This is a genomic window from Paenibacillus sp. J22R67, assembly GCF_059692175.1.
Window position 1 is genome coordinate 99,950 of record NZ_JCAUAX010000012.1, and the last position, 22,478, is coordinate 122,427.

Here is a 22,478-nt window from a genome sequence, read left to right on the forward strand (position 1 = left end):
TTCGTATGGTATACTGAGACTACGATTAGAAGCATCTTTTATAGATGGGTCGGGGAGTGATGGAAATGGACAATGAGTTGAAAGAGGCTCTATCGGCCCTTCTGAAAGCCGAGTTTTTACCGATGTATGATAAGATAGATTTGTTGGACAAACGAATGGATGGGATTGAAAATCGTCTGACTGGTATCGACACCCGGCTAGATAGGCTAGAACTAGAACAAACACATATCAAACAAGCCGTTCTAGAAACCAATGCAACTCTAAAACGGATTGAGCTCATCCAAGAACAGCAGCATTCCATTATTGAACTTTTGTCTGCTCGATCTATTGAGCATGAAGCTAAAATAAAACGTATCCTGTAATTTTACAGGTTTTGTATCTCAAGCAGAGAGCAAGTCCCACAAGGGCTGACTCTCTTTTTTGTGTTCTATTGGTGTATAAATACAACTGCAATCCTATCGTAACTTTTTCCATAGTTTAAGAGTCTATATAAGTATCGTGAAAATGATAGATACTAGAATTAGATTGAATGAGGAGTGTGGAAAAGCAACATGACGGTACATAAGCAAGTAGGAATAGGTGCGCTGGCTTGCGCATTGATGTGGCAATTGGTAGCTGGGACTACGGTAAATGCGGCAGGGTCAACATTGACGCTTAGTTCACAGGAAACAATTACATCAGGCGCAATCATGAAGAATTATGTGTGGACTACGACGAGAAGCAATAAGGATGTTTCGGTAAACGCCAATGTGATCGAGGTCGACTTGACGAATCCGAACGTAAAGATAGACGCAATGGCAGGGACGAATACACAGTTTACGAAGAACCAGAGTGTTTTGGGCATGGTGAAGGATAGCGGCGCAGTAGCAGGTGTAAACGGAGACTTCTTCAACACACAGGCAGAAGGTGTCCCAGAAGGTGCTCAAATTACGAATGGAACGGTGTTGGCGACGCCAGCTAAAATATCGGGACTGTATTCTTTTGCAATAACGAAGAGTAACCAGCCAATTATTGACATTCTTGACTTCCAGGGTAGAGTAACAGCGAAGGATGGAACGTCTTTCGAACTTGGCGGTGTGAATAAAACCTATTATTGGGACGATAACAATGTCGCGATGATTGCTGACGGACTTTTCTTATATACGAGTGCTTGGGCAATGACACAGAGAGCAGTAGATGGAACGCATGTTCCGACTGAGGCGCTTATTCAAAATGATATCGTCAAGGAAATTGCGGTTGATACGAATATTAAAATGATTGCTCCTGCAGACGGCTATATTCTTAGAGGATCAGGCCTAGCAAGGGAGTTTATCGTAAATCACCTCAAAGTCGGAGATAAAATCACAACCAAATATGATATGGTTCCGCATGACGCTTCCAAAACATACGATTGGAAAAATTTCAAAATGCTGATCGGCGGCAGCACGCTGCTAGTGGATGAGGCGAAGCCGAGTTATTTCACACGAAATATTAATGATTTTAGTGGTTACAGTCCGCGCTCTAGAACGGCTCTAGGCTATTCTAAGGATATGAAAACAGCGTATATTATTACATCTGACCGCAGTGCAGGTAGTGCAGGTATGACGCTGCCAGAGCTTCAGCAGTTCATGATTAGCGCTGGAGTTTGGAAAGGGTTGGTTCTGGACGGTGGTGGTTCCACACAGATGGTATCCAGACCTTTGGGTGACATTGATCCGAAATTGGTGAATAAAACGGAGAATGGGAACCAACGTTCCGTTGCTAATGGTGTAGGTGTATATTCAACTGCGCCAAAAGGCGAATTAAAGGGTCTTATTTTAAAAGGTCAAAATATTTTATTCATGAACGAATCCAGCACTTATCAATTTAAAGCATATGATGATTATTATAATCCGATCTCAGTTGATGGTATTGTTCCGCAATGGAGTAGTTCCACAGCAAATGGTGGCTTTAAGGATAATGTATTTACACCCGCAGTTCCAGGTAAGACGCAGATTACAGCAAAGTCAGGCAAAGGCTCTGCATCCATGGATGTTGAAGTAATCGGTCGGAACCAAATCAATTCGATGAAATTCAATTCTGGTGCTTTTTCGTTGACTGAAGGTGGAGATTTTAAGCTGCCCATTATGGTGACTACCAAAAGCGGTGCTACAAGAGAGTTGCCCGCGGCATCAGCAACGTGGGAGCTTAGTGGAGTGAAAGGAAGCCTAAAAGATGGTATTTTACATGTAGACAGTGCTTCAGGTTCTCAGGCTGCCCAGGTTATCGCAAGATATGATGGATTCAGTACAATGGTTACTCTTCCAGTCGGTCAAGAAAAGGTATGGTATGACCTAGACAAATCTGCGGTTATAACTACAGGCGATAAATACCCGGCCGAGGTTGTCTCTTCAGTAAATATTGAGCAAACAAACGGAAATAAAAATTTAGCGATTTCTTACGATTTTACAAAAGGTACAGGAACGAAAGCTGCATATGCCCGATTCGATGGCACTAATGGTGTGCAAATTACAGGTGAGCCTGAGTTTATTACAGCTAAGGTCCTTGGTGATGGAAGCTTTAACTGGGTCCGTGCTGAAATTGTGGATGCCGACGGCAAACTGAATTATGTCAGCTTCACAGAAAATACGAACTGGACGGGCTGGCGTAAGTTGACGGCTGATGTCTCCGATCTGAAATTCCCCATTAAGCTCAAGAGTGTATATGTAGCTAATCCAGCTAATGGACAGGATGAAAGAGCACCGAAAGGGAAAATTAGTATCGATGATATCTCTTTTATTTATAAAGGACAATTGCCAGCTTTGCCGAAGAATTCAGTTAAGCTCACAGTGAACAAGAAGCAGGTAACGGTAAACTCAAAAGCGATGACGTTAGAGCAAGCACCAACGATTGTTAATGATAATACACTTATTCCAATCCGGTTTGTGACAGAAGCTCTCGGTGGTAATGTGAAATGGGATGACAAAGAACGGAAAGTTACCGTTATTCGCGGGGATAAACTAATCGATCTATGGATTGATAATGCAGATTTGCTCGCAAATGGGGATCGTGTTACGGCGGAGGTAGCACCGAAAATTATGAATAATGTGACTATGGTTCCACTTCGTGTAATTTCTGAGAAATTAGGGTTTAAAGTAGGCTGGGATCCCCAAAATTATGGCATATCCATTGAATAAATAGTGCTAGAAGTTCACTTCAAATTGTAAGAACTATGTTACAATATGGGGTAGACTAATTTCTAATATTGTTAATAAAAAGGAGCATGTTTCATTTGCAGCCAGACGCTATAGATCGTGTCATAAAAAACGCAATTAACGTCATGGAGAGCAGCAAGTATCAGATGTTCGAGATCGCTGAAGCTTCTCGCTTGGAGAAAGAATCACTTACTCGTGAACTTGAAGAAATTAAGCATGAAACGAGTATCACGATTGATTTGGTCGATAAGCTAGAGAAGGATTACAAGCGCTCCCGCATTCGACTCACGGAAGTCAGTCGTGACTTTAATAAGTACCGTGAGGAAGATATTAAGGTTGCTTATGAAGCGGCTATTGCCTTTCAATTACAACTCACTATTGCTAGGGAAAAAGAAAATAATCTGAAGACCAGACGTAACGACCTGCAAGTGCGAACTAAGAATGTGGACAAGCAGGTAGAGCGGGCCGAAACGATCGTTTCTCAGATGAATGTAGTTTTAGAATACTTATCCGGAGATCTCAATCAGGTCACTCGCATATTGGAATCAGCTAAAAATAGGCAGTTGCTTGGTTTGAAGATTATTCTGGCGCAAGAGGAAGAGCGAAAGCGCATTGCGCGTGAAATTCATGATGGTATGGCTCAGACCTTGGCAAACGTTGTGCTACGGACAGAAATTGCTCAGCGCATGCTTATTAAAGAAGATATCCCCGCGGTAAAGGAAGAACTAGTGGATTTAAAGGGCCAAGTCAGAGGGGGGCTTGAAGAAGTTCGCAAGATCATCTTCAACCTCCGCCCGATGGCGCTCGACGATCTAGGTATCGTGCCGACTCTGCGTAAATATGTTCAAGATTGCGAAGAGAAGTATCGAATTCGTACGCAATTCAATCTCGTAGGCAAGCAGACTCGCATTCCATCAGGGCTTGAAATTGCGATTTTCCGACTGGTGCAAGAAGCTCTATCTAATGTAATAAAACATGCGAAAGCAACTTTCTTATCTGTTGAGCTAACACTGGAACCTGATCAAGTACAAATCTACGTCGTAGATAATGGGATCGGATTCGATGTGCCGCAAACAGAGCTGAAAATAGCTAAAGGCAATAATTTCGGTCTGTTAGGCATGCGTGAGCGTGTTGAGCTTCTGGAAGGCACAATGATCATTGATTCCGCCAAAGATTCCGGGACCAAAATTACAATGTTAATCCCTATTGGTGGCGGTGCAGAGAACAAGGAGGAAAATCAAAATGGACAACACGGCGAGTCATAAACGCAATGTGCGAATTGTTATTGCGGACGATCACCAGCTGTTTCGCGAGGGTGTTAAACGGATTATTAATATGGAAGATGATATGGAAGTCATCGGTGAGTGTGGTGATGGAATTCAGGTTATCGAGCTCTGCAATCAAATCACGCCAGATATTGTTCTCATGGATATCAACATGCCGCTTGAGAACGGTGTAGTCGCGACTGAGCGCTTAAAGCTTATTTTCCCTGATATTAAGGTTATCATTCTTTCGCTGCATGATGATGAGAGCTATGTATTCGAGACGCTTCGCAAAGGAGCTTCGGGTTATTTGCTTAAGGATATGGAAGCAGAGTCACTTATTAATGCGATCCGTTCCGTGGTGGCTGGTCACGCCTACATTCACCCTAAAGTTACAGGAAAGCTAATCAATCAGCTAAGACGTATGACTTATTTAGATGACGTCGGTGTGGTTGGTTCAGGGCAGGGCGCTAAGGATTCTGCGCTTAAGTACATACATAATACCAACAGTCCACTTACCAAACGGGAAGCGGAAGTTCTTCGTTTAATGGCAGAAGGTAAAAGTAATAAACTGATTGGAGAGTTCCTCTATATCAGCGAGAAAACGGTTAAGAACCATGTTAGCTCCATTCTTCAAAAGATGGAGGTTGATGACCGTACACAAGCGGTTATCATCGCGATTAAGAATGGCTGGGTAACTTTGTAAGACTCCCGTTGTTGGAACCCCTCTACTTTTTGTGGCATACACTGCAAATAAGGGAGGGATCCGTTATGTGGATTGGGTTACTTTGGATCTTGGGTTGCTACGGAATTAGTATCGCAGTGCTTCATCTATTGTTCGGAGCCCGCAAGGGTAGAAATAAGAAGCCTGCGAAAGTTCTGCTTGTCACCAAAAATAACCAGAATCAAATTGAATGGTATATTCGCTCATTATTTTTTTTCTCTGGATTAAAAGGCTATGAAGTTACGGCAACGATCTTCGATGAAGGATCTTCTGACGACACGAGGCAAATTATTGAGCGATTATCCCATACCCATTTGCTTGATCTGAGATATCAAATGGAATTTGATGCAGTTGATCAGTTTATGAGTCAACATGAAGGAGAATCTTTTGTTGTTGTTCATCTCAGCAATAGGGAAGATCTTGTAAAGATTCCTGTAGGTTAATAGTAATCGCTTACAGCTGGTACTTAAAAAAGAGAGTAAGGTGAGCAATGAAGGTTCAACTTTACGCCATTTGTTTGAATAAAGAGTGGAATTGGCATTTTACGATTCACCCTATGACAGACATTCAATATTGGTTCGAGCAATACGCAGCCGACGCCGGCCTCGTACTGTTCGAACCTTTTATTTCGTTTGGGCAAGGTATGCGGATACTTCCCAAACTAAAATGTTTAAATTCGAAACAAGCGGTTAAGAACGATGAGAGTTTGTTAAGGCAGTTTTGCCAGGCGTCTAAGGAATGCGGAATACCTAACATTGACCTAATGGCAATGAAGAAAATAACGTTTAGGGAGCAAGCTGTGATCCCTAAGATGATTTTAGATCCTCGGATTTATACCAAGCTTGTATTAGCTTGCAGCGGTAGGGCGCTGCTTGTAGAGGAATTCGAGCAGCTATTAAAGTCAGCTAATTTAGATTTAGGTGCAGGGGAAGGATGGATGAGTTATCTTCAACTGGCCCATCTTAACGGGGATTTAACGTTAGGGAATGGGCTGGATATTAAGGAGTATCGGGAATGGCGTCGAGGTTTCCAGAAAAAGATTATGTATTCCTGTAAACGTTGCGGGAGCGGTGAGGAGAGTTTGTATTGGTCAGCTTGTCACTACTGCGGACAAGATTGTCCTTACTGCGAGACATGCTTAACTATGGGACGGGCAAGATTCTGCTCGTTACTTATATCTGGAGGAACAGCCGAGAGCGAGAAGCTAAAGCTGGAAGACGCGAAGCTGTCATTTGGGAATCTAGAAACCTACACCGAACCATGGGGGCTTAGTGAAGCTCAGAGCAGAGCATCACTGGAGGGGCTCCATTTTATTACCGAAGATAGGGATAAGGATATACGAGGGGTGCGAGCTCAAGGGCCTCGACGATTTCTAATTTGGGCGGTTACTGGTGCTGGAAAGACAGAGATGATATTTCCATTCGTTCATCTAACTGTCGCTAGAGGAGGAAGGGTGCTTATTGCAACTCCGCGCAAAGACGTGGTGTTGGAGCTTCAACCAAGAATATCACGAGCTTTTGCCGACTATAGCGTTGTTACGCTTTATGGTGGAAGCGAGCAACGATGGGAGCAAGGGCAGATTACGATTGCTACGACACATCAACTCATGCGTTTTGATAAGAGATTTGATCTTGTCATCATCGATGAAATTGATGCATTTCCATACCATAACAATCCAATGCTTGCCTATGCAGCAGCTAAAGTTTGCAAGCCTAACGGTGTGAATATTTTGCTATCGGCTACACCGCCGAAAGACGTTAGGCAGGCGGCTGAACGAGGGAATCTTCGACATGTGCGAGTACCTGTGCGTTTTCACAGACATCCCCTGCCGGTACCGGAGCTCTTAGCAATCCCATCCTTAAATAAATGTATAAATACTCGGGCTCTGCCTGATTCGTTATTTAGAAAGCTGGAAGTTTCAGTGAGGCGTGGTGCGCAGTTGTTTGTTTTTGTTCCCAATATTCGTTTGGTAGGGCCTACGGTGGATCTACTTATTGCTAAGTTACACGGTGATACCAACTTGTGCATCGAGGGGACTTCGTCGAAAGACCCTGATCGAGCAGAGAGGGTTCAGCGTTTTCGTAACAGGGACATTCGAGTCTTGGTAACAACAACGATTTTGGAACGGGGAGTCACAGTGCCGAAGTCGGACGTATTCATCTTAGATGCCGATTCAAAATTATTTGATGAGGCAGCGCTTGTTCAGATGGCGGGTCGAGCTGGTAGATCAAAGGACGACCCGGCTGGGAAGGTTTATTTTGCAGCAAAAGAAATCACACAATCACAAAAGGAGGCTGTTCGACAAATTGAGAAAATGAACCGCATAGCACGGAAACAAGGTTATTTTGATAGGGGGAAATGAATGAGAGATTGGAAAATTTGGCTACGTGGATGGAGAGGAACTATCTTTTCGCTACTCAGCCCTGTGAAGGAAGAGTGCTTACTGTGTAAGCAAATTAGCTCTGATTATGTTGAACAGTTGGGACTATGTCGTTCGTGTTATGTAAGGATACCTTGGATTCGAACAGCACTTTGCGCAATATGCGGGCGTGGGGAGGTATGTTATGACTGTCAAAGAAGAAGACATGCTTATTTCTCAAAAAGCCGTAGTGCGGTCAGATATGATGAAACGATGAAAGAGTTATTAGCTCGCTATAAGTATCGTGGAGATGAACGGCTCAAATCCGTCATAGGGCTCATGCTCGTTCACGCCTATCACGTATTGCAAGATGAAATGAGAGAACACTCCGTAGATTCGGCTTCAACTAAGAAACTTATCACATTCGTACCTGTCAGTGAACGCAGATTCATGGAGCGTGGTTTTAATCAAGCCGAGCAAATGGCTGTTGAATTAGGACGAAAAGTCGGGCTCCCTGTCCTACCATTACTCAATCGTTCGAAGCATACAGATAAACAAAGCTTTAAGAATAGGAGTGAGCGTCTGGATGATCTGGTTCATGTTTTTGAGATCAACGAGATGCTGCTTAAACAACTGACAAGCTGCCAGGCAGCTTCGTACGTCATATACATCGTAGATGATGTGTATACCACCGGGAGTACTATGAATCAGTGTGCAAAGGTGCTAGGCGAACGCCTACCTGTTCAAGTGTACGGGATCACATGGGCAAGGTAGAGAGTTACAAACTCAGGATCTCAAAAATAGAGATATGCAAACGCTGTCGGATTGCGGTAAACTGGAATTAAATATTTAGGTATAGGGAACAATAGAAGGGGGCCATATAATGGGCATGAATGTTGCTAATTGTCCACGCTGTGGGAAGATTTTTGTTAAGGGATTTGCTGAAGTTTGCCCGAATTGTTTGAAGGATCTGGAACAGCAGTATGATAAATGCTTGAAATATCTGCGTGCAAACAAAGGCACTAATATAAATGAATTGAGTGAAGCGACGGACGTATCCGTTAAGCAGATCACGAAGTTTATTCGTGAAGGCCGAATTTCTATCGTGAATGCCCCGAATATGGCTTACCCTTGTGAAGTGTGCGGGACCATGATTCGAGAGAATACGATATGTGAATCTTGTCGCAGCAAGCTCGTGAAGGATGTTAGGAATAATGCTGAGGATGAGCGGCGGAGAGCGGAGCGTACTGAGCAGGGTGAGAGCGCGACCTTTAGGATTCAGGAACGTTTGCGGGATCGTCATTAATTTGGTTTACTACGAAACATGAATAACTAAAGTTTTATATATGGGATGCCGATAATAAGATTAACGATTATCGGCTTTTATTTTTTAGCTAGAGAGGTGTTGCTAAATGAAAATAAATGATACAAAGCGAGTAGGATCTGTAAATCCATATAAACAGTTGAATAATCAAAACGCATTGAACGGCTTGAATAAAAAAGAAAAGCAAAAAGATCAAGTTGTTATCTCTAACGAAGCAAAAGAGCTGCTGGAAACTAGCAATACTGCACGGACTGAAGAACGTCAAGCCCAAATTAACGAACTAAAGAAATCCGTTGCATCAGGGACCTACCATGTAGAAGCTGGAAAGATTGCGGAGAAGCTGCTGCCTTATTTGAAATGAGTAATTCTGATAAAGAATAGGTGAGTTCGAGTGAGTATTGTTAAATTAATAGAAACACTAGAAGTCTTAATTATAGTACACCATGAACTAATGGAGTTGGCCTCACAGAAAACACCTATTTTAGTAAATAATCGCGTTGATGAGCTTAACACTATTGTTCACAAAGAGAATAAGCTAATTAAACAAATCGAAGAACTGGATCGATCGAGAGTACAACTTACTAATGAGTACTTACTTTCACGCGGGTATAATCCGGATCCTAGGGTGCGTATTAGCGATTTAATAAAGATTATCTTTAAAGCTGATGAAAAGTTGGCTCTGACTGATGTGCAGGGAAGGTTAGTTAAAACAATTACAGAGATGAAAAAGATAAATGAAGTAAACCAAAAGTTAGTCAAACAATCACTATCTTTTCTAGATTACTCGTTAGATTTATTTATCAAAACGCCTGAACAAGATGCCTTCTATCAACGTCCGAATCATGCTGGATATAGTGCTGTGCGCAATGGACTGTTTGATACTAAAGCCTAGAGGAGTGTTACCGTGACTTCAACTTTTCATTCAATAGAAACAGCAAAAAGAAGTTTATTCACACAAACCGCAGCACTAAATACAACAGGACATAATATTGCAAATGCGAATACAGCCGGCTACTCTCGTCAAGTAGTTAATATGCAGGCTTCACAACCTATGGAGTATCCTGGGTTAACACGTTCGAACGTACCTGGACAATTAGGTACAGGTGTTGAATTTAGTTCCATTAACAGAATACGCGAATCATTCTTAGACGATCAATTTCGAAATGAGAATAAATCATTGGGCAACTGGGAAATTCAATCTGATACTCTAAATAAACTTGAAACAATCATGAGTGAGCCTTCCGATACTGGATTACGTACAGTTTTAGATAAGTTTTGGGCTTCATGGTCTGATTTAAGTAAGGATCCAGAAAGTGCAACTGGCCGTAAAATTGTTCGTGAAAATGCAATGGCACTTACTGATGCACTGAATCAGATGAGTAAACAATTGAGTGATTTAAGCTCCGATCTAACGTCTAACATTGGGGTAAAAGCTACTGATATCAATACAAAGTTGGATATGATTTCAAACCTGAACAGTGAAATTTATCGTATTGAGGGGCTTGGCGATGACGCAAATGATCTTAGAGATCAACGCGATCTTTTGACAGATCAGCTATCCAAAACTATTAATATTACAGTAACCAATACTCCTCAAGGTTACTCGATCAACATGGGTAATAAGAACCTTGTTTCGGGGGGGACTTATACAGCCACAAGTGTAGCGGATCTAGAGAGCTCTTTTGGAACAGGAGACGGAACTAGTGATTTAAAAAGTGGTGAAGTATTTGGAATGATTACTTCCAAAAATAAATATGTCTCCGATTATCAAACCCAACTAGATACAATTGCTAATAGCATTGCTAATGGTGATGTTACTGTCACGATTCCATCAGGATCTGTTTTGCCTGAGGGTACTGTCTTAAATGGAATCACTTATTCGGGAGCAACAAGGACGTTAACCTCGGATTTGAAAGTTACTGTTGCTGGAATTAATGGTCTTCATAAACTAGGATATACGTTTGGAACGCCAGCCTCATCTGGTGTTGAATTCTTCACATCAAAAGACGGTGGTGTTACGGCAGCTTCTATTACTTTAAATCCTGTTATTGCTGCTGACGCAAGTAAAATTGCTACTTCCCTTAGAACCGAAGGAACAGGAACAAGCGAGACTACGGTTAAGGGGAACAATACATTAGCTCTGCTGGTAGCTCAATTAAAAGATAATAAATTCCAATATACAACGACTTCCAATGGTATGTCGGAAGGCACAATCGATGACTACTTGCGCTCCGTTATTGGGCAGTTAGGTGTACAAGGTCAGGAAGCTGATCGTCAGGTTACGAATCAGCAGGCATTGGTTGATCAGGTAGATTCACGAAGACAATCCGTAAGTGGGGTTTCATTGGATGAGGAGATGTCAAATCTGATTAAGTTCCAGCATGCTTATGGCGCTGCATCGAGATTTATGACAACGTTCGATGAATTACTAGACAAGTTAATTAATGGAACAGGTACTGTAGGCCGGTAAATAACAGAGGGGAGTAGCTAACCATGGGAGTTCGTATAACACAGGGCATGATGCATAGCCAAATGCTCAGAAATGTTAATAACAACTTAAATAGAATGGAAAACAATCAAAACATATTATCAACCGGTAAGAAAATCAATAAACCTTCAGACGATCCGGTTGGTATTACATACGCATTGAGATATCGAAGCGAATTGTCCATCAATGAGCAGTATCAGAAAAACGTGGATGCTGCTGTGTCTCAAGTTGATCATACAGACACTGTTGTTGGGCAGATAGGAGATCTTGTTCAAAGAGCAAACGAACTTGTGACTAAAGGCATTAGCGGTACTAACCCCCAAACTGCACTTAATGCAATTGCGGAAGAGTTAGGCCAGATTTATGAGCAAGCAGTTACATTAGGAAATGATACGTTAAATGGGAAATATATCTTTAATGGTCAAAAGACAGATATTAAGCCCTATTCGTCAACTGGAGCTCCAGGTGAAACAACGGATAATGGGGAGATCGTTTCTCAGTTTGCTGCAGGGGTTACGATTCCTTTAAATGTAACCGGTACAGAGGTTTTTGGACAGCCGGCTGATGCAGATAATCTATTCTCAGTTCTAAAGGGATTACAAAATGCTTTCACAGCGGGTGACCAAGCTACGGCTACTTCACTTTATACGCAACTTGGTTCAAGAATTAGTAAGGTACTTGAAGTTAGGTCCGAAGTAGGTGCAAGAGCAAATAGATTGGATTTAATTAATAACCGGATTAAAGATTTAGATCTTAATTTAAATAGCCTTGATGCATTAACAGAGGATGCGGATATTGCTGATACGATTACAAAGCTAAAATCCGATGAAAGTGTATACCAAGCATCGCTTTCCGTTAGTGCTAAGATTATTCAGCCAAGTTTAATGGACTATCTTCGGTAATTTGTAAGGAGTGTTTAAATTGAACCTTCTTCGTTTATCCATAAGCCAGGTTTATGGACAGATAGGAATAGATACGAATAACGCAAGCCAATCGATGGAGTCTCCACGGGGAGAATTGTCCATTGAACAACCACAGGCAGCGATGAGCATTGAGCAGCCTTCAGGTGAGTTAACTGTTGACTCAACGGAGGCCTGGAATGCATTGGGTGAGGGGCCGCACTTGCAGTTTATGAGTAATATCTATAGTCAATCTTCGGGTATTGCACTTCAAGGCATTGCTCGGAGAGTTGAGGAAGGTAACCGTATGGCGCAAATCACGAATGGCAGTAATGCTTTTGCAGAAATCGCCTTCAACAATCTTCACGATAGCAATCCTATAGAATATACAACGGGGGCATCTAATCTAAATGTGAAGTTGAGCTATGAAGCTAAGCCTGCCATTATAGATATTGAACCTCAAAAAGCGAATATTCAGTACACACCTAGAAAGCCTGATATTCAATACAATCCAGGGTCGGTTGAAATTTATATAAAGCAGATGAATTCAATCGATATTCAAGTTAGTGAATATAATTTTTACAAATAAATTGGCAATGCTATAGCTATAATCGCTATAGCATTGTTGTGTTTCACGGGAGGAGACAGAATATGTTACAAATATTGCATGGCCATACCCTGCAGCTTCAGGGAAGCATTCTTGGTTTTGAAGAGTTAAATAGTTTTAACTTCAGTGTCGTAGAAGAGAATGATGCATTTGCATATCTTCAAAGTTCAGAAAATGAGAATATTTCATTTTTGGTCACGTCCCCTTTCATATTTAAGGAAGAGTACTCGATTATACTTGAGGATGGAGTAAAGTCAGTACTCCAAGTGGAAAAAGAAGAGGATGTTGCAGTCCTATCGATTATCACAATTTTTGAGAAGTTTAACGAGTCTACAATGAACCTGCTTGCACCAATTGTAGTAAACACAAGGACAATGAACGGAAGACAAGTAGTGCTTCCTCCTTCTAACATGTATAAAACGAATGAGCCTCTATTCTCGCTAGGTTCAACTGAAAGTGGTGATTAACCAGTGTTAATTCTCTCAAGAAAGAAAGGGCAATCCATATTAATAGGTAATAATATTGAAATTGTTATCTCGGCGATAGATGGTGATCAAGTAAAGATAGGCATTCAGGCACCCAAAGATGTGAATATATTACGGAAAGAAATCTATGAGACGATTCAGTCAAGCAACCTCAACGCCTCCAGAGTTAAAGTTAGCCCAGATACTCTTAGAAATATGTCAAATTTCAAAAAAAAGTAGTAAAAGAATAGAGAAAATGTAGAAAAGGCTATTAATTTTATGATGCTCTTCTCCGATATATATCTATGTAAGGTCAAAAGACCTACTCCACACGGAAGTGGAGATTATACAATTCAGGGAGGAAACATCCAATGATTATCAATCACAATCTTAACGCAATGAACGCGCACCGCAACCTGCAATCCAACAACATTTCTCAAGGTAAATCAAGTGAAAAATTGTCTTCCGGTTTCAAAATTAACCGTGCTGCTGACGATGCTGCTGGTCTATCCATCTCCGAAAAAATGCGTACACAAATTCGTGCTCTTAACCAAGCACAATCCAACGCACAAGATGGCGTTTCCTTGGTTCAAACAGCTGAGGGTGCAATGAACGAAGTTTCCGATATGCTTTCCCGTATGAAAGAATTGGCAGTTAAAGCAGCAAACGGTACTTACAATGGTTCAGACCTTTCCGCTATTGACTCCGAGTTCAAAGCACTTAGCACAGCAATCGATAATGTTGCTAAGCAAACTAACTTCAACGGCATCAATGTTTTGAACAGCACAAGTGCTGTTACAATTCAAATTGGTGATAAAGCAGGCGATATCGTAACGGTATCACTTCAAGACATTAAACTTTCATCCTTAAGCATCAGTGGTAAGGATCTAACAAGCATGGCAAATGCTAGTACTGCTCTTGCTAACATCGACACAGACATCTTGAAAGTAAACTCCGCTCGTTCTGCATTTGGTGCTGCACAAAACCAATTGGAGCACACTTTCAACAACCTAGGATCAACTACAGAAAACTTGCAAGCCGCTGAGTCCCGTATCCGTGATACAGACATGGCGAAGGAAATGATGAACTACACGAAATTGAACATCTTACAACAAGCTTCCACTTCCATGTTGGCGCAAGCAAACCAAGGAACTCAAGGCGTTCTTCAATTGCTACGTTAAGATTAGTGGTTCGCGCAAGACAAGAAGCCCATTACTATGTAATGGGCTTCTTATTTACTAAGGGGGACTTATGAACATTAGTGTATGCATGATAATAAAAGACGAGGAGCAGAGCCTACACCGGTCCTTGTCGAGTATACCTAGAGATTATGAAGTTATTATTTTGGATACCGGTTCCAAAGATAGAAGTGTAGAAATCGCAAAACAATTTGGAGCATTAGTATTCGAATATAAGTGGAATAACGATTTCTCTGAGGCTAGAAACATATGTGCTTCCTATGCTACAGGACAATATATTTTAGTTCTAGACGCAGATGAGGAACTACCTAGTGATTGCGTGGATACAATACTTAAGTTCATTCAACATTATCCAGACTCAATGGGTACCGTCACAATAAATAATTTGATGAATGACGGCAATAAACATCACAGAATGATAAGATTCTATCCTAATAGGTCTACGTATAGATTTGTTGGGCAAGTACATGAACAAGTTCAAGTAGAAAAGCAGAATGCGCAATTTCATGATACTCAGCTTGTAGTTACCCACTATGGGTACAATGAAGGAACGTACGAAAAGAAGAATAAGGCAAACCGTTACCTACCTATGTATTTAAATCATTTACAAAACAATCCTTATGATGGATATATGCGCTATCAACTAGGTAAGTTATATTATGGGATCGAAAGATATACTGAAGCCGAGCAGCAACTGTTCCTCAGTTTACAAATAAATGAAATATCAGCTTTATATTTTCCCGTTATGGTAGTAATGCTAGGTTATGTTTTGAAGGAACAAGGAAAGTTTGCTGAAGCAGTACAATTGTTGAAGCAGTACGATGAACTTTATCCAGGGTTTCCAGATTTGCCATTTCTTCTAGGGCTTCTAGCTATGGATACAGGTAAAATTTATGATATAGAATATTATTTTAAGAAGGCTTTAGAAATAGGTGAGACTACCAAATATACCTCTGTTGCCGGGGTGGGAACGTTTAAAGCAGCCTATAATTTAGGGGTCTATTATGAGATTGTTGGAGATAGGGAGCTCGCCATTTACAATTATAAATTGTCAGCTGAGTATAACTACGAGGAAGCTATAAATAGACTAAATATGCTATGAAAATCCTCTTCATAATTCAGATTTAAAATACGATAAATATAGTAAGAGAATAAATGCAGGAGCGTGAGAAGATGGTAAATCGTGTAACGGGACTTAACTCGGGTATGGATATTGAATCTTTGATTACTAAGTTAATGAAGGCAGAGAATGTCCCTGTTGATAAGCTAAAGCAAAAGAAGACAAGTCTAGGCTGGACTTCAGACTTATATCGAGAAATTAATACTAAGTTATCCAGTCTACAGAAAAATTTGGATAATATGAGGCTGTCTGGTGATTGGAAACAACTTACTGCTAGTTCATCGGATGCTTCTGCCGTATCCGTTAAAGCGGACGGTTCTGCCAACACAATATCGCACAGTATCTCAGTTAATAATTTAGCATCTGCTGCGACTTCTTACACGAATAACCCAATCACTAAAAGTTCAGTTACTGGCAGTGTTGTAAGTTCTTCTACCTCGATAAGTGCCGCTGCGAATAATAATTCCTTTAAAATCAATTACGGAGGAGTTTCCAGGACAATTACTCTTCAAGATGGTAATTATAATGAAAATCAACTGGCGGCTGAAATTCAAGCACAAATAGATAATAGTTTTGGGGCGGGTAAAATTGCTGTAACTAATTCGTCCGGTACTATCAAACTAGACGGAGCTCAGCAGATTACGGTAAATTCTATATCAGGTAATACAGGCATGGCATCGATTGGTTTTACGAATAATCAAACAAACCGATTGGATACATCCTTACAGTTGAGTAATCAACAACAATTCTTAGCAGCACCGAACTTATCTTCTAGTGATCAATCCTTCACGATTAACGGCCAGAAAATTACTTATACAGCGACAGATACCCTTAGTGCTATTATTTCTAGAGTTAATCAATCTGCGGCGGGAGTGAATATGTCTTATGATGCCGCTACTGACCGGGTTACTGTTTCTAGCAAAGATACTGGTCAAAATTCACAAGTGGTAATGAGTGAAGGGCCAACTAGCGGTAAGTTACTAGCAGCAATTGGTCTAAACTCGGTAACTACGATTGCTGGTGAGGATGCCGAGGTAGTCATTGATGGTGTAACTTCTACGCGTAGCTCCAATACATTCTCTTCGGGCGGCGTTACTTATACAATTAATAAAGAAACTACCGGCCCAGTATCGGTTGGCATTACTCAAGATATTGAGGCTACAGTTGCTAAAATTAAAACCTTTGTATCGACATATAATGAAGCAATAGATTTGTTAAATAAAAGAGTTAAAGAAGACAAATACAGAAGTTTTACGCCTTTAACAGATGATCAGAGAGCAGATATGAAGGACGCCGATATCAAACTTTGGGAAGATAAAGCTAAGAGCGGTCTTCTTCGTAATGATGATATTCTAAGTTCTACTCTGAGTGGCATGCGTTCACTAGTTAGTGCATCTGTGGACTCCTCTTCATCTACAACATACAATGCATTATACAAAATAGGAATTACTACACAAATGTATAACGCGTCCTCTAATACGGATGCTGGTAAGTTAGTACTCGATGAGACGGAACTCAGGAAGGCTCTAAGCAGTGATCCAGATGGAGTGATTCAAACCTTCTCAAATCAACCTGATGGTATCGCTCAGAAAATGTACACACAAGTTTCCAAGTCTATTTCGCAAATTATTGAAAAAGCTGGTGGCCCCAGTGCTTCGACAGATAATGTTACGAGTATCATAGGGAAACGAATTACGGATATTAATGGAGATATCGCTGATATGACGGCTAAAGTATCCAAGAAGGAATCTTACTATTATCAAATGTTTGCAGCAATGGATTCAGCAATCGGTAAGAGTAATTCCGTATTGAGTTCATTATCACAATATTTAGGATAAAGAGAAGGGGGTACGGGAATGGATATAAATTTTTCAAATGGAGCGATTAGAAACAATGAGTATAATTCTTACACAAATACAAACGCATCTTTGAACACATCGGCATCAGGAGCTGTATCAAGTGAATCATTAATGCATAAACAACAGTATGAATTAACGATCTCTGATAAAGCAATCATACAAGCAATTGAAAAGGCAAACAAATCTTTGGATGGAATTCAACATAAATTTCAATACAGCGTGCACGAAAAAACCGGTCAAATCATGGTGAAGGTTATTAATTCGGAAACGGATGAAATTATTCGAGAAATTCCAAATGAAAAAGTGATTGATATGATTGCCAAATTTCAAGAAATTAATGGTCTCACAATCGATGAGAAAAGGTAGGTAGCTATCATGAACCAGCAAGCACAAGAAACTTATCTTAGAATGCAAGTCAATACTGCCGCTCCTTGGGAGCTTACAACGATGCTCTTTAATGGCTGCATCAAATTTATGAAGCAGGCTGTATTAGCAATTAGAAATCAAGATTTTAACGGTAAAAACATTAACATCAAAAAGTCCGTGGATATTATTGATGAATTAACCATCTCTTTAAATCATAATTACGAGATATCCGATAGTCTCGAAAAGATTTATGACTATATAAAAAGAAGACTATTTCATGCAAATTTCAAATTAGATGAAGTTGCCCTTAATGAGTGTATTGAGTTAATTACAGATTTGCGTGACACCTGGGTGAAGGCCATGAAAGAGCTTCATCATGTCGCCAAAGCTCAATCATGATAGAAAATAATCGATTAATAATTGAGTTGTTCTTCGATTTAAAGCGTGTTATGCAGCAACTAATGGAACATGATATTGAGGATGAGAACAAAGTTTTGGTGCTCCATCGTCTACAAGTTGAACAGTTGGAGATATGTGAAGAGCTAGTTCGCTACAAAGATATGCCGAAGAGTCAGGAGATCGAAAGATTAGCACATGAATGCAGAGATCTCGAACTATTGTTTAACGAGAGGCTAAATAACTTTCAACAAGAGGTTAAGAAGCAAATTGACAAGTTTAATCAAGTAGATCAATTTAGAAATGCCTATAATCATTCTTTCCAACAAACAGAGGGATATTTTGTTGATCGCCGGAAATAAGACAAACGAAAAAGAGGTCTTGTAAGTTTCTTTGAACTTACAAGACCTCTTTTTTATTTCATGTTACTTAATAAAATGCTATAGTAGTGAGGATACTGCTCTCGATATTTGTTTAATATTTGTTGCGTCATTTCCGAACTTTTACAGGACGTTAAAATTTGCGTATAGAGTGAAGGATTCCTAGGGTTAATCTCAAGGGATCTTTCCAGGAAAGACAGTCCTTCTTCCAGATCATTCTGAGATATATACAGTTTTCCTATATTCTCATAACCAAGTGCGCCAAGTTGCTCATTTTGCAAGAGCAAGGAGTAATAGTCAAATGCCAATTGTATTTGATTTTGAGTGAAAAAGTAATCGCCTAATAAATTAGCTAATAAGAAATAAAAAGGTTGTAGTTTTTGAAGGAAATTGTCATAGGCATCGAAATAGCCAAACTTAAACAAATCAATTAACAATGTAACAATGTAGTTTAATTGTGCTGCATCAAGCTGTTGAGGATACTGGTTCTCTACCTCAGACAGGGCAATATTAATAAATTCTTGCAAGTTCTCTTTATTAAGAATACTTTCTGCGGAAGTTTCGCTAAGTTGCTTTGCATAGGCGGGTTTCTTCCACACGATACTGGCTAAGATAAAAACTTTATTATTATGTTCAGACTGCTCAGTGGGTTGCATGCTCTTCAAGATATCATCAAACTCTGATTGACGATTAAGAATTAAAGCTAAGAGAAGCTGGTATTGGACAGATAATTGAATATGATTTTGCTCACATTGTTGTTGATAATACTGTATTAAAGAGTGATTACCTAAAAGCAAGCTAACTTGAAACAATTGCAATATATCTACAGGTTGAAGAGGCGTGTATATTTTTTCAATAAATTTCACAATAACCTCTGCTTCTTCATGTTGAGATAGAAGATTTAACAGTTGATAAAGAGCGATCTGATCTCCTGGCGTGAAATTTACTAATTTGGTTAAAGCACCGACCGCTTGGGTGGTATCTGAAAAAGATGTATACAAATTCGTAAGCCGAGTTAATGGAACGATGCTTCCATAGTTAGGGGACACTAGCCAATAGCGTCCGTCTTTCCCGGGAGGTGAGCTTGAAACCTTCAAACACAATTCAAACCATTGAACAGCCAAGGCGGCCAGTCCTATTTTTTCAAGGATTAATCCTTTATAACAGTAGAAATCTGCATAAGCTGGAAAGCTTAATAATCCCTTTTCAACAACCTCAAGTGCTTCTTTGAGGCGATCGAGTTCGATAAGTGTTAGAACTGTACGGTTCGTGCAATGCAGCATAAAGGCTTGATTTTCGGCCTTCTTGGTTGATGCGCGTTTATAATAATAGAGTGCTTTCTTTAAATCACCTACAGCAAAATATTCATTACCTAAGGTGAAAAAGTCATATTCATCGAATTCTCGTGTTTCCTTCAGTTTTTCAAAAATGGCTAAATTCCGGCTGGATTTATCTTTTTCCTGCCTAGTTTCTAAGGAATACCCCGTATGAAAAATCGGAAACCTGTAATAGGTTTGATCGAACTCACCATATCTATAGGCAATCTGTTCATGAATTGCTCGTTCAAAGTATAGGTCTGGATGATTAGAAAAAAGGCGCAAAGCCGTGGACTCCACCATCTTACCTTCCCTAATTGAACCAGTGTAATTAAATATTGTAAGGATAAAACCGACTGGTTTGGTGTGATCAGTCTCCTTAAGCAATGCTACTAGACGATCCATCTGTGATGAATCAACATATTCATCCGCATCAAGAACGAGTATCCATTTCGATGTGGCTTTCTGAATGGCCGCATTTTTAGCAGCCGCGAAATCATTTATCCACTCAAAATCATAAACTTTCTCCGTATAATCAAATGCTATTTGCTTTGTTGCATCAACTGAGCCAGTGTCTACAATTACTATTTCATCTATCTGATTTTTTACGCTTTCAAGACACCTTCGGAGAACTTTTTCTTCGTCTCTTACAATCATACAAAGGGATAGCAAGTTATCCATAAATCCTCCTTATATCAGTGGAAAATCAATCAATCCCGGAAATTGTTCGATTATTGCTTGTTTCACATGGTCCTGATCCGCTAATCCGGTTGTTTGATTCAAAACTAACATCTGCAGAGCAATGTTCGCAGGATTCAGTTCTAAGGCTTTACGAATGTATTCAAGTCCATCAGCAATATCCCCTTGTGCAATGTAAAGGCGACCAATATTTTCATAACCACTAGCAGCTAAGGCATCCTGATTCAGCAGCATGGAATAATAGTCTAGAGCTAATTCATATTGTCGATTTTGAAAAAATGTATCTGCTATTGCATTCAGAAGAAGAGGGCTGCTGTGTTGATTAACTAAAGTGTCACAGTGATTGAATTGTTGGGCATAAAAAAACCTTTTATAAATTTGGCTTAAAGTATCAACATCCAGTTCCTCAATGTGTGAACCCAATTCGCTTTCACCACAAATTAGCGTATACATATACTTAATATCGGCATCGATAAAGCTAAGGGATAGATCTACCGAAAATTTATCGAATAGCTCTTTATTTTCAAAAAGAATGCAGTAAAGAAGCTCTAATCGAGCAGGTACTTCAATAGGCATTTGTTTGATTTGGTTACGGTAAGTTTCTGACAAAGGTCTTAAACCAAGTTCCATGCATACCTCAAGGATCATGAGACGTTGAAAGGATTGTGGATCAGGATAGAAAGATTTCAGAAGATTTTCTATGCCTTCTGTTTGATGAAAAGAAATCAAGATTTGAATAAACTCTTTGAGGAGCGTCTTATTATTCGGAGTTACATAGATTAGCTTGGATAACGCTGCTACGGCTTCATTAAAGGAAAAATTGCGTAAATATAAGACTGTAAGTTGTTGTAACGGTAAAGAGCTAGCATTGTTAGGACTAATTAAAACTTTAATTGAGTCATCATGCTTCTTGCTATCAGCCAACTGTAGGCAGGTATTCAATGCATGGATTGCCAAATCATCAAGCCCAAGCTTGGCTAGTAAGAAGCCTTCAAGCCAATAAAAGTCGCACGAATGAGGCCAGTGCTGTTGTGAAGAATTAATATATTGAAATGCTTCTCTGTATTTATTTAAATGGATGCAGCAGTTAATAAGGCTCCCAACGCAGAGAGGCAACCAGACTTTACCCTCTTCTGAGGGTCGATTAGCCTTGATATAACATTCCAACGCTTCTTGGTGTTTATTCTGGGCTGTATATTCATTACCTAGGGTGAACCAATCGTAACAAGATAGATTGCCTTGCTGGAGCATTGCCTCGAAAATGGCCATATTTCTTGATGATTTTCCTTTAATCTCAATGTTTTCTTGCAAGTAACCTGTATGATAAATAGGGAAGTGATAATCAATAGATTGGATGCTGCCGATCGGGCAGTGTAGTTGTTCGTGAATAGGGCGATGAAAACGGATGCTTTGATGATTGTTGAAAATCCGCAGAGCCTTGGATTCGGATATTTTGCCGGAGTTGATATCACCTACATAGTTATAAACTGGAAGAATAATACCAGTTGGGTTGTGTATGTTTAAATTTCCGAGAAATGACAAAAGATCTTCAGAATGAAGAGGGTCTAAGTACTCATCTGCATCAAGAAACATAATCCACTTACCACTAGCATGCTGGATTGAAGCGTTTCTTGCAGAGGAGAAATCTTGCTTCCATTCGAAATCATACACATGACGTGTATAACGGTGAGCGATCTCTTTGGTAGTATCGGTTGAACCCGTATCAACTATAATGATTTCGTCAACGAATTTGCAGACACTATCTAAACATCTTGCAAGATGAGACTCCTCATTCTTAACAATCATACACAAACTTAAAAAAGGCATTAGAGCATTCTCCTAT

The 22,478-nt window shown here is 40.1% G+C and carries 23 protein-coding genes; 21 read left to right on the forward strand and 2 right to left on the reverse strand.

The features are described from left to right. The first annotated feature begins 65 nt into the window (after window positions 1–65). The 21 genes from AC58VC_RS31745 to AC58VC_RS31845 all read left to right on the forward strand — a co-directional run bounded on the left by AC58VC_RS31745 (window position 66) and on the right by AC58VC_RS31845 (window position 18,602). Complete coding sequence (locus AC58VC_RS31745) at window positions 66–362, forward strand: hypothetical protein (protein ID WP_497374871.1); 297 nt, start codon at window positions 66–68, stop codon at window positions 360–362. 189 nt (window positions 363–551) lie between these two features. After that, window positions 552–3,155: a stalk domain-containing protein gene (locus AC58VC_RS31750; protein WP_497374873.1), complete on the forward strand. Its 2,604-nt coding sequence runs from the start codon at window positions 552–554 to the stop codon at window positions 3,153–3,155. Between the two features lie 86 nt (window positions 3,156–3,241). Beyond that, window positions 3,242–4,438: a sensor histidine kinase gene (locus AC58VC_RS31755; protein WP_497374875.1), complete on the forward strand. Its 1,197-nt coding sequence runs from the start codon at window positions 3,242–3,244 to the stop codon at window positions 4,436–4,438. Beyond that, entirely contained in the window at window positions 4,416–5,141 is a 726-nt protein-coding gene (locus tag AC58VC_RS31760; protein ID WP_127453353.1) for a response regulator, read from the forward strand. Before AC58VC_RS31755 ends, AC58VC_RS31760 begins: the two co-directional genes overlap by 23 nt. A 65-nt stretch (window positions 5,142–5,206) precedes the next feature. Continuing rightward, window positions 5,207–5,602, forward strand: coding sequence for a hypothetical protein (locus AC58VC_RS31765; protein ID WP_497374877.1), 396 nt, complete (start codon window positions 5,207–5,209; stop codon window positions 5,600–5,602). A gap of 47 nt (window positions 5,603–5,649) precedes the next feature. Further along, window positions 5,650–7,521 carry an ATP-dependent helicase ComFA gene (locus AC58VC_RS31770; protein WP_497374879.1) on the forward strand — a complete coding sequence of 624 codons (1,872 nt, stop codon included), beginning with the start codon at window positions 5,650–5,652 and terminating at the stop codon, window positions 7,519–7,521. A 270-nt stretch (window positions 7,522–7,791) separates the two neighbouring features. Continuing rightward, window positions 7,792–8,292, forward strand: coding sequence for a ComF family protein (locus AC58VC_RS31775; protein ID WP_497374881.1), 501 nt, complete (start codon window positions 7,792–7,794; stop codon window positions 8,290–8,292). A 115-nt stretch (window positions 8,293–8,407) separates the two neighbouring features. After that, window positions 8,408–8,824 (forward strand): TIGR03826 family flagellar region protein, encoded by a 417-nt coding sequence (locus AC58VC_RS31780; protein ID WP_497375006.1) that lies wholly within the window; start codon window positions 8,408–8,410, stop codon window positions 8,822–8,824. Window positions 8,825–8,930: 106 nt separating this feature from the next. Then, window positions 8,931–9,203, forward strand: a complete 273-nt coding sequence (gene flgM / locus AC58VC_RS31785; protein ID WP_497374883.1) for a flagellar biosynthesis anti-sigma factor FlgM — start codon at window positions 8,931–8,933, stop codon at window positions 9,201–9,203. A gap of 30 nt (window positions 9,204–9,233) precedes the next feature. Next, window positions 9,234–9,734, forward strand: coding sequence for a flagellar protein FlgN (locus AC58VC_RS31790; RefSeq protein ID WP_497374885.1), 501 nt, complete (start codon window positions 9,234–9,236; stop codon window positions 9,732–9,734). 12 nt (window positions 9,735–9,746) lie between these two features. Then, on the forward strand, window positions 9,747–11,312 hold the full coding sequence (gene flgK, locus AC58VC_RS31795) for a flagellar hook-associated protein FlgK (RefSeq protein WP_497374887.1): 1,566 nt from the start codon (window positions 9,747–9,749) through the stop codon (window positions 11,310–11,312). A gap of 23 nt (window positions 11,313–11,335) precedes the next feature. After that, a complete protein-coding gene (flgL, locus tag AC58VC_RS31800; protein WP_497374889.1) occupies window positions 11,336–12,232 on the forward strand; it encodes a flagellar hook-associated protein FlgL in 897 nt (298 codons plus the stop codon). Window positions 12,233–12,251: 19 nt separating this feature from the next. Continuing rightward, window positions 12,252–12,818, forward strand: coding sequence for a DUF6470 family protein (locus tag AC58VC_RS31805; protein ID WP_497374891.1), 567 nt, complete (start codon window positions 12,252–12,254; stop codon window positions 12,816–12,818). A gap of 62 nt (window positions 12,819–12,880) precedes the next feature. Then, complete coding sequence (fliW, locus tag AC58VC_RS31810) at window positions 12,881–13,303, forward strand: flagellar assembly protein FliW (protein ID WP_497374893.1); 423 nt, start codon at window positions 12,881–12,883, stop codon at window positions 13,301–13,303. A gap of 3 nt (window positions 13,304–13,306) precedes the next feature. Further along, window positions 13,307–13,540 (forward strand): carbon storage regulator CsrA, encoded by a 234-nt coding sequence (gene csrA / locus AC58VC_RS31815; RefSeq protein ID WP_497374895.1) that lies wholly within the window; start codon window positions 13,307–13,309, stop codon window positions 13,538–13,540. Window positions 13,541–13,671: 131 nt separating this feature from the next. Continuing rightward, window positions 13,672–14,481 (forward strand): flagellin N-terminal helical domain-containing protein, encoded by an 810-nt coding sequence (locus AC58VC_RS31820; protein ID WP_497374897.1) that lies wholly within the window; start codon window positions 13,672–13,674, stop codon window positions 14,479–14,481. Between the two features lie 70 nt (window positions 14,482–14,551). Then, complete coding sequence (locus tag AC58VC_RS31825; protein WP_497374902.1) at window positions 14,552–15,601, forward strand: glycosyltransferase; 1,050 nt, start codon at window positions 14,552–14,554, stop codon at window positions 15,599–15,601. 71 nt (window positions 15,602–15,672) lie between these two features. After that, window positions 15,673–17,457 (forward strand): flagellar filament capping protein FliD, encoded by a 1,785-nt coding sequence (gene fliD, locus AC58VC_RS31830; protein WP_497374904.1) that lies wholly within the window; start codon window positions 15,673–15,675, stop codon window positions 17,455–17,457. Between the two features lie 18 nt (window positions 17,458–17,475). Next, entirely contained in the window at window positions 17,476–17,844 is a 369-nt protein-coding gene (locus AC58VC_RS31835) for a flagellar protein FlaG (protein WP_497374906.1), read from the forward strand. A 9-nt stretch (window positions 17,845–17,853) separates the two neighbouring features. Next, the gene (fliS, locus tag AC58VC_RS31840; protein WP_497374908.1) at window positions 17,854–18,243 is read left to right on the forward strand and encodes a flagellar export chaperone FliS; all 390 of its coding nucleotides are present in this window, start codon (window positions 17,854–17,856) and stop codon (window positions 18,241–18,243) included. Then, on the forward strand, window positions 18,240–18,602 hold the full coding sequence (locus AC58VC_RS31845; protein WP_497374910.1) for a hypothetical protein: 363 nt from the start codon (window positions 18,240–18,242) through the stop codon (window positions 18,600–18,602). Before fliS ends, AC58VC_RS31845 begins: the two co-directional genes overlap by 4 nt. A 53-nt stretch (window positions 18,603–18,655) precedes the next feature. Here the strand turns inward: AC58VC_RS31845 and AC58VC_RS31850 are convergent, their stop codons facing one another. Both AC58VC_RS31850 and AC58VC_RS31855 read right to left on the reverse strand, forming a co-directional pair. Then, the gene (locus AC58VC_RS31850; protein ID WP_497374912.1) at window positions 18,656–20,617 is read right to left on the reverse strand and encodes a tetratricopeptide repeat-containing glycosyltransferase family 2 protein; all 1,962 of its coding nucleotides are present in this window, start codon (window positions 20,615–20,617) and stop codon (window positions 18,656–18,658) included. A gap of 9 nt (window positions 20,618–20,626) precedes the next feature. Next, the gene (locus AC58VC_RS31855) at window positions 20,627–22,462 is read right to left on the reverse strand and encodes a tetratricopeptide repeat-containing glycosyltransferase family 2 protein (RefSeq protein ID WP_497374914.1); all 1,836 of its coding nucleotides are present in this window, start codon (window positions 22,460–22,462) and stop codon (window positions 20,627–20,629) included. Between the last annotated feature and the right edge of the window lie 16 nt (window positions 22,463–22,478).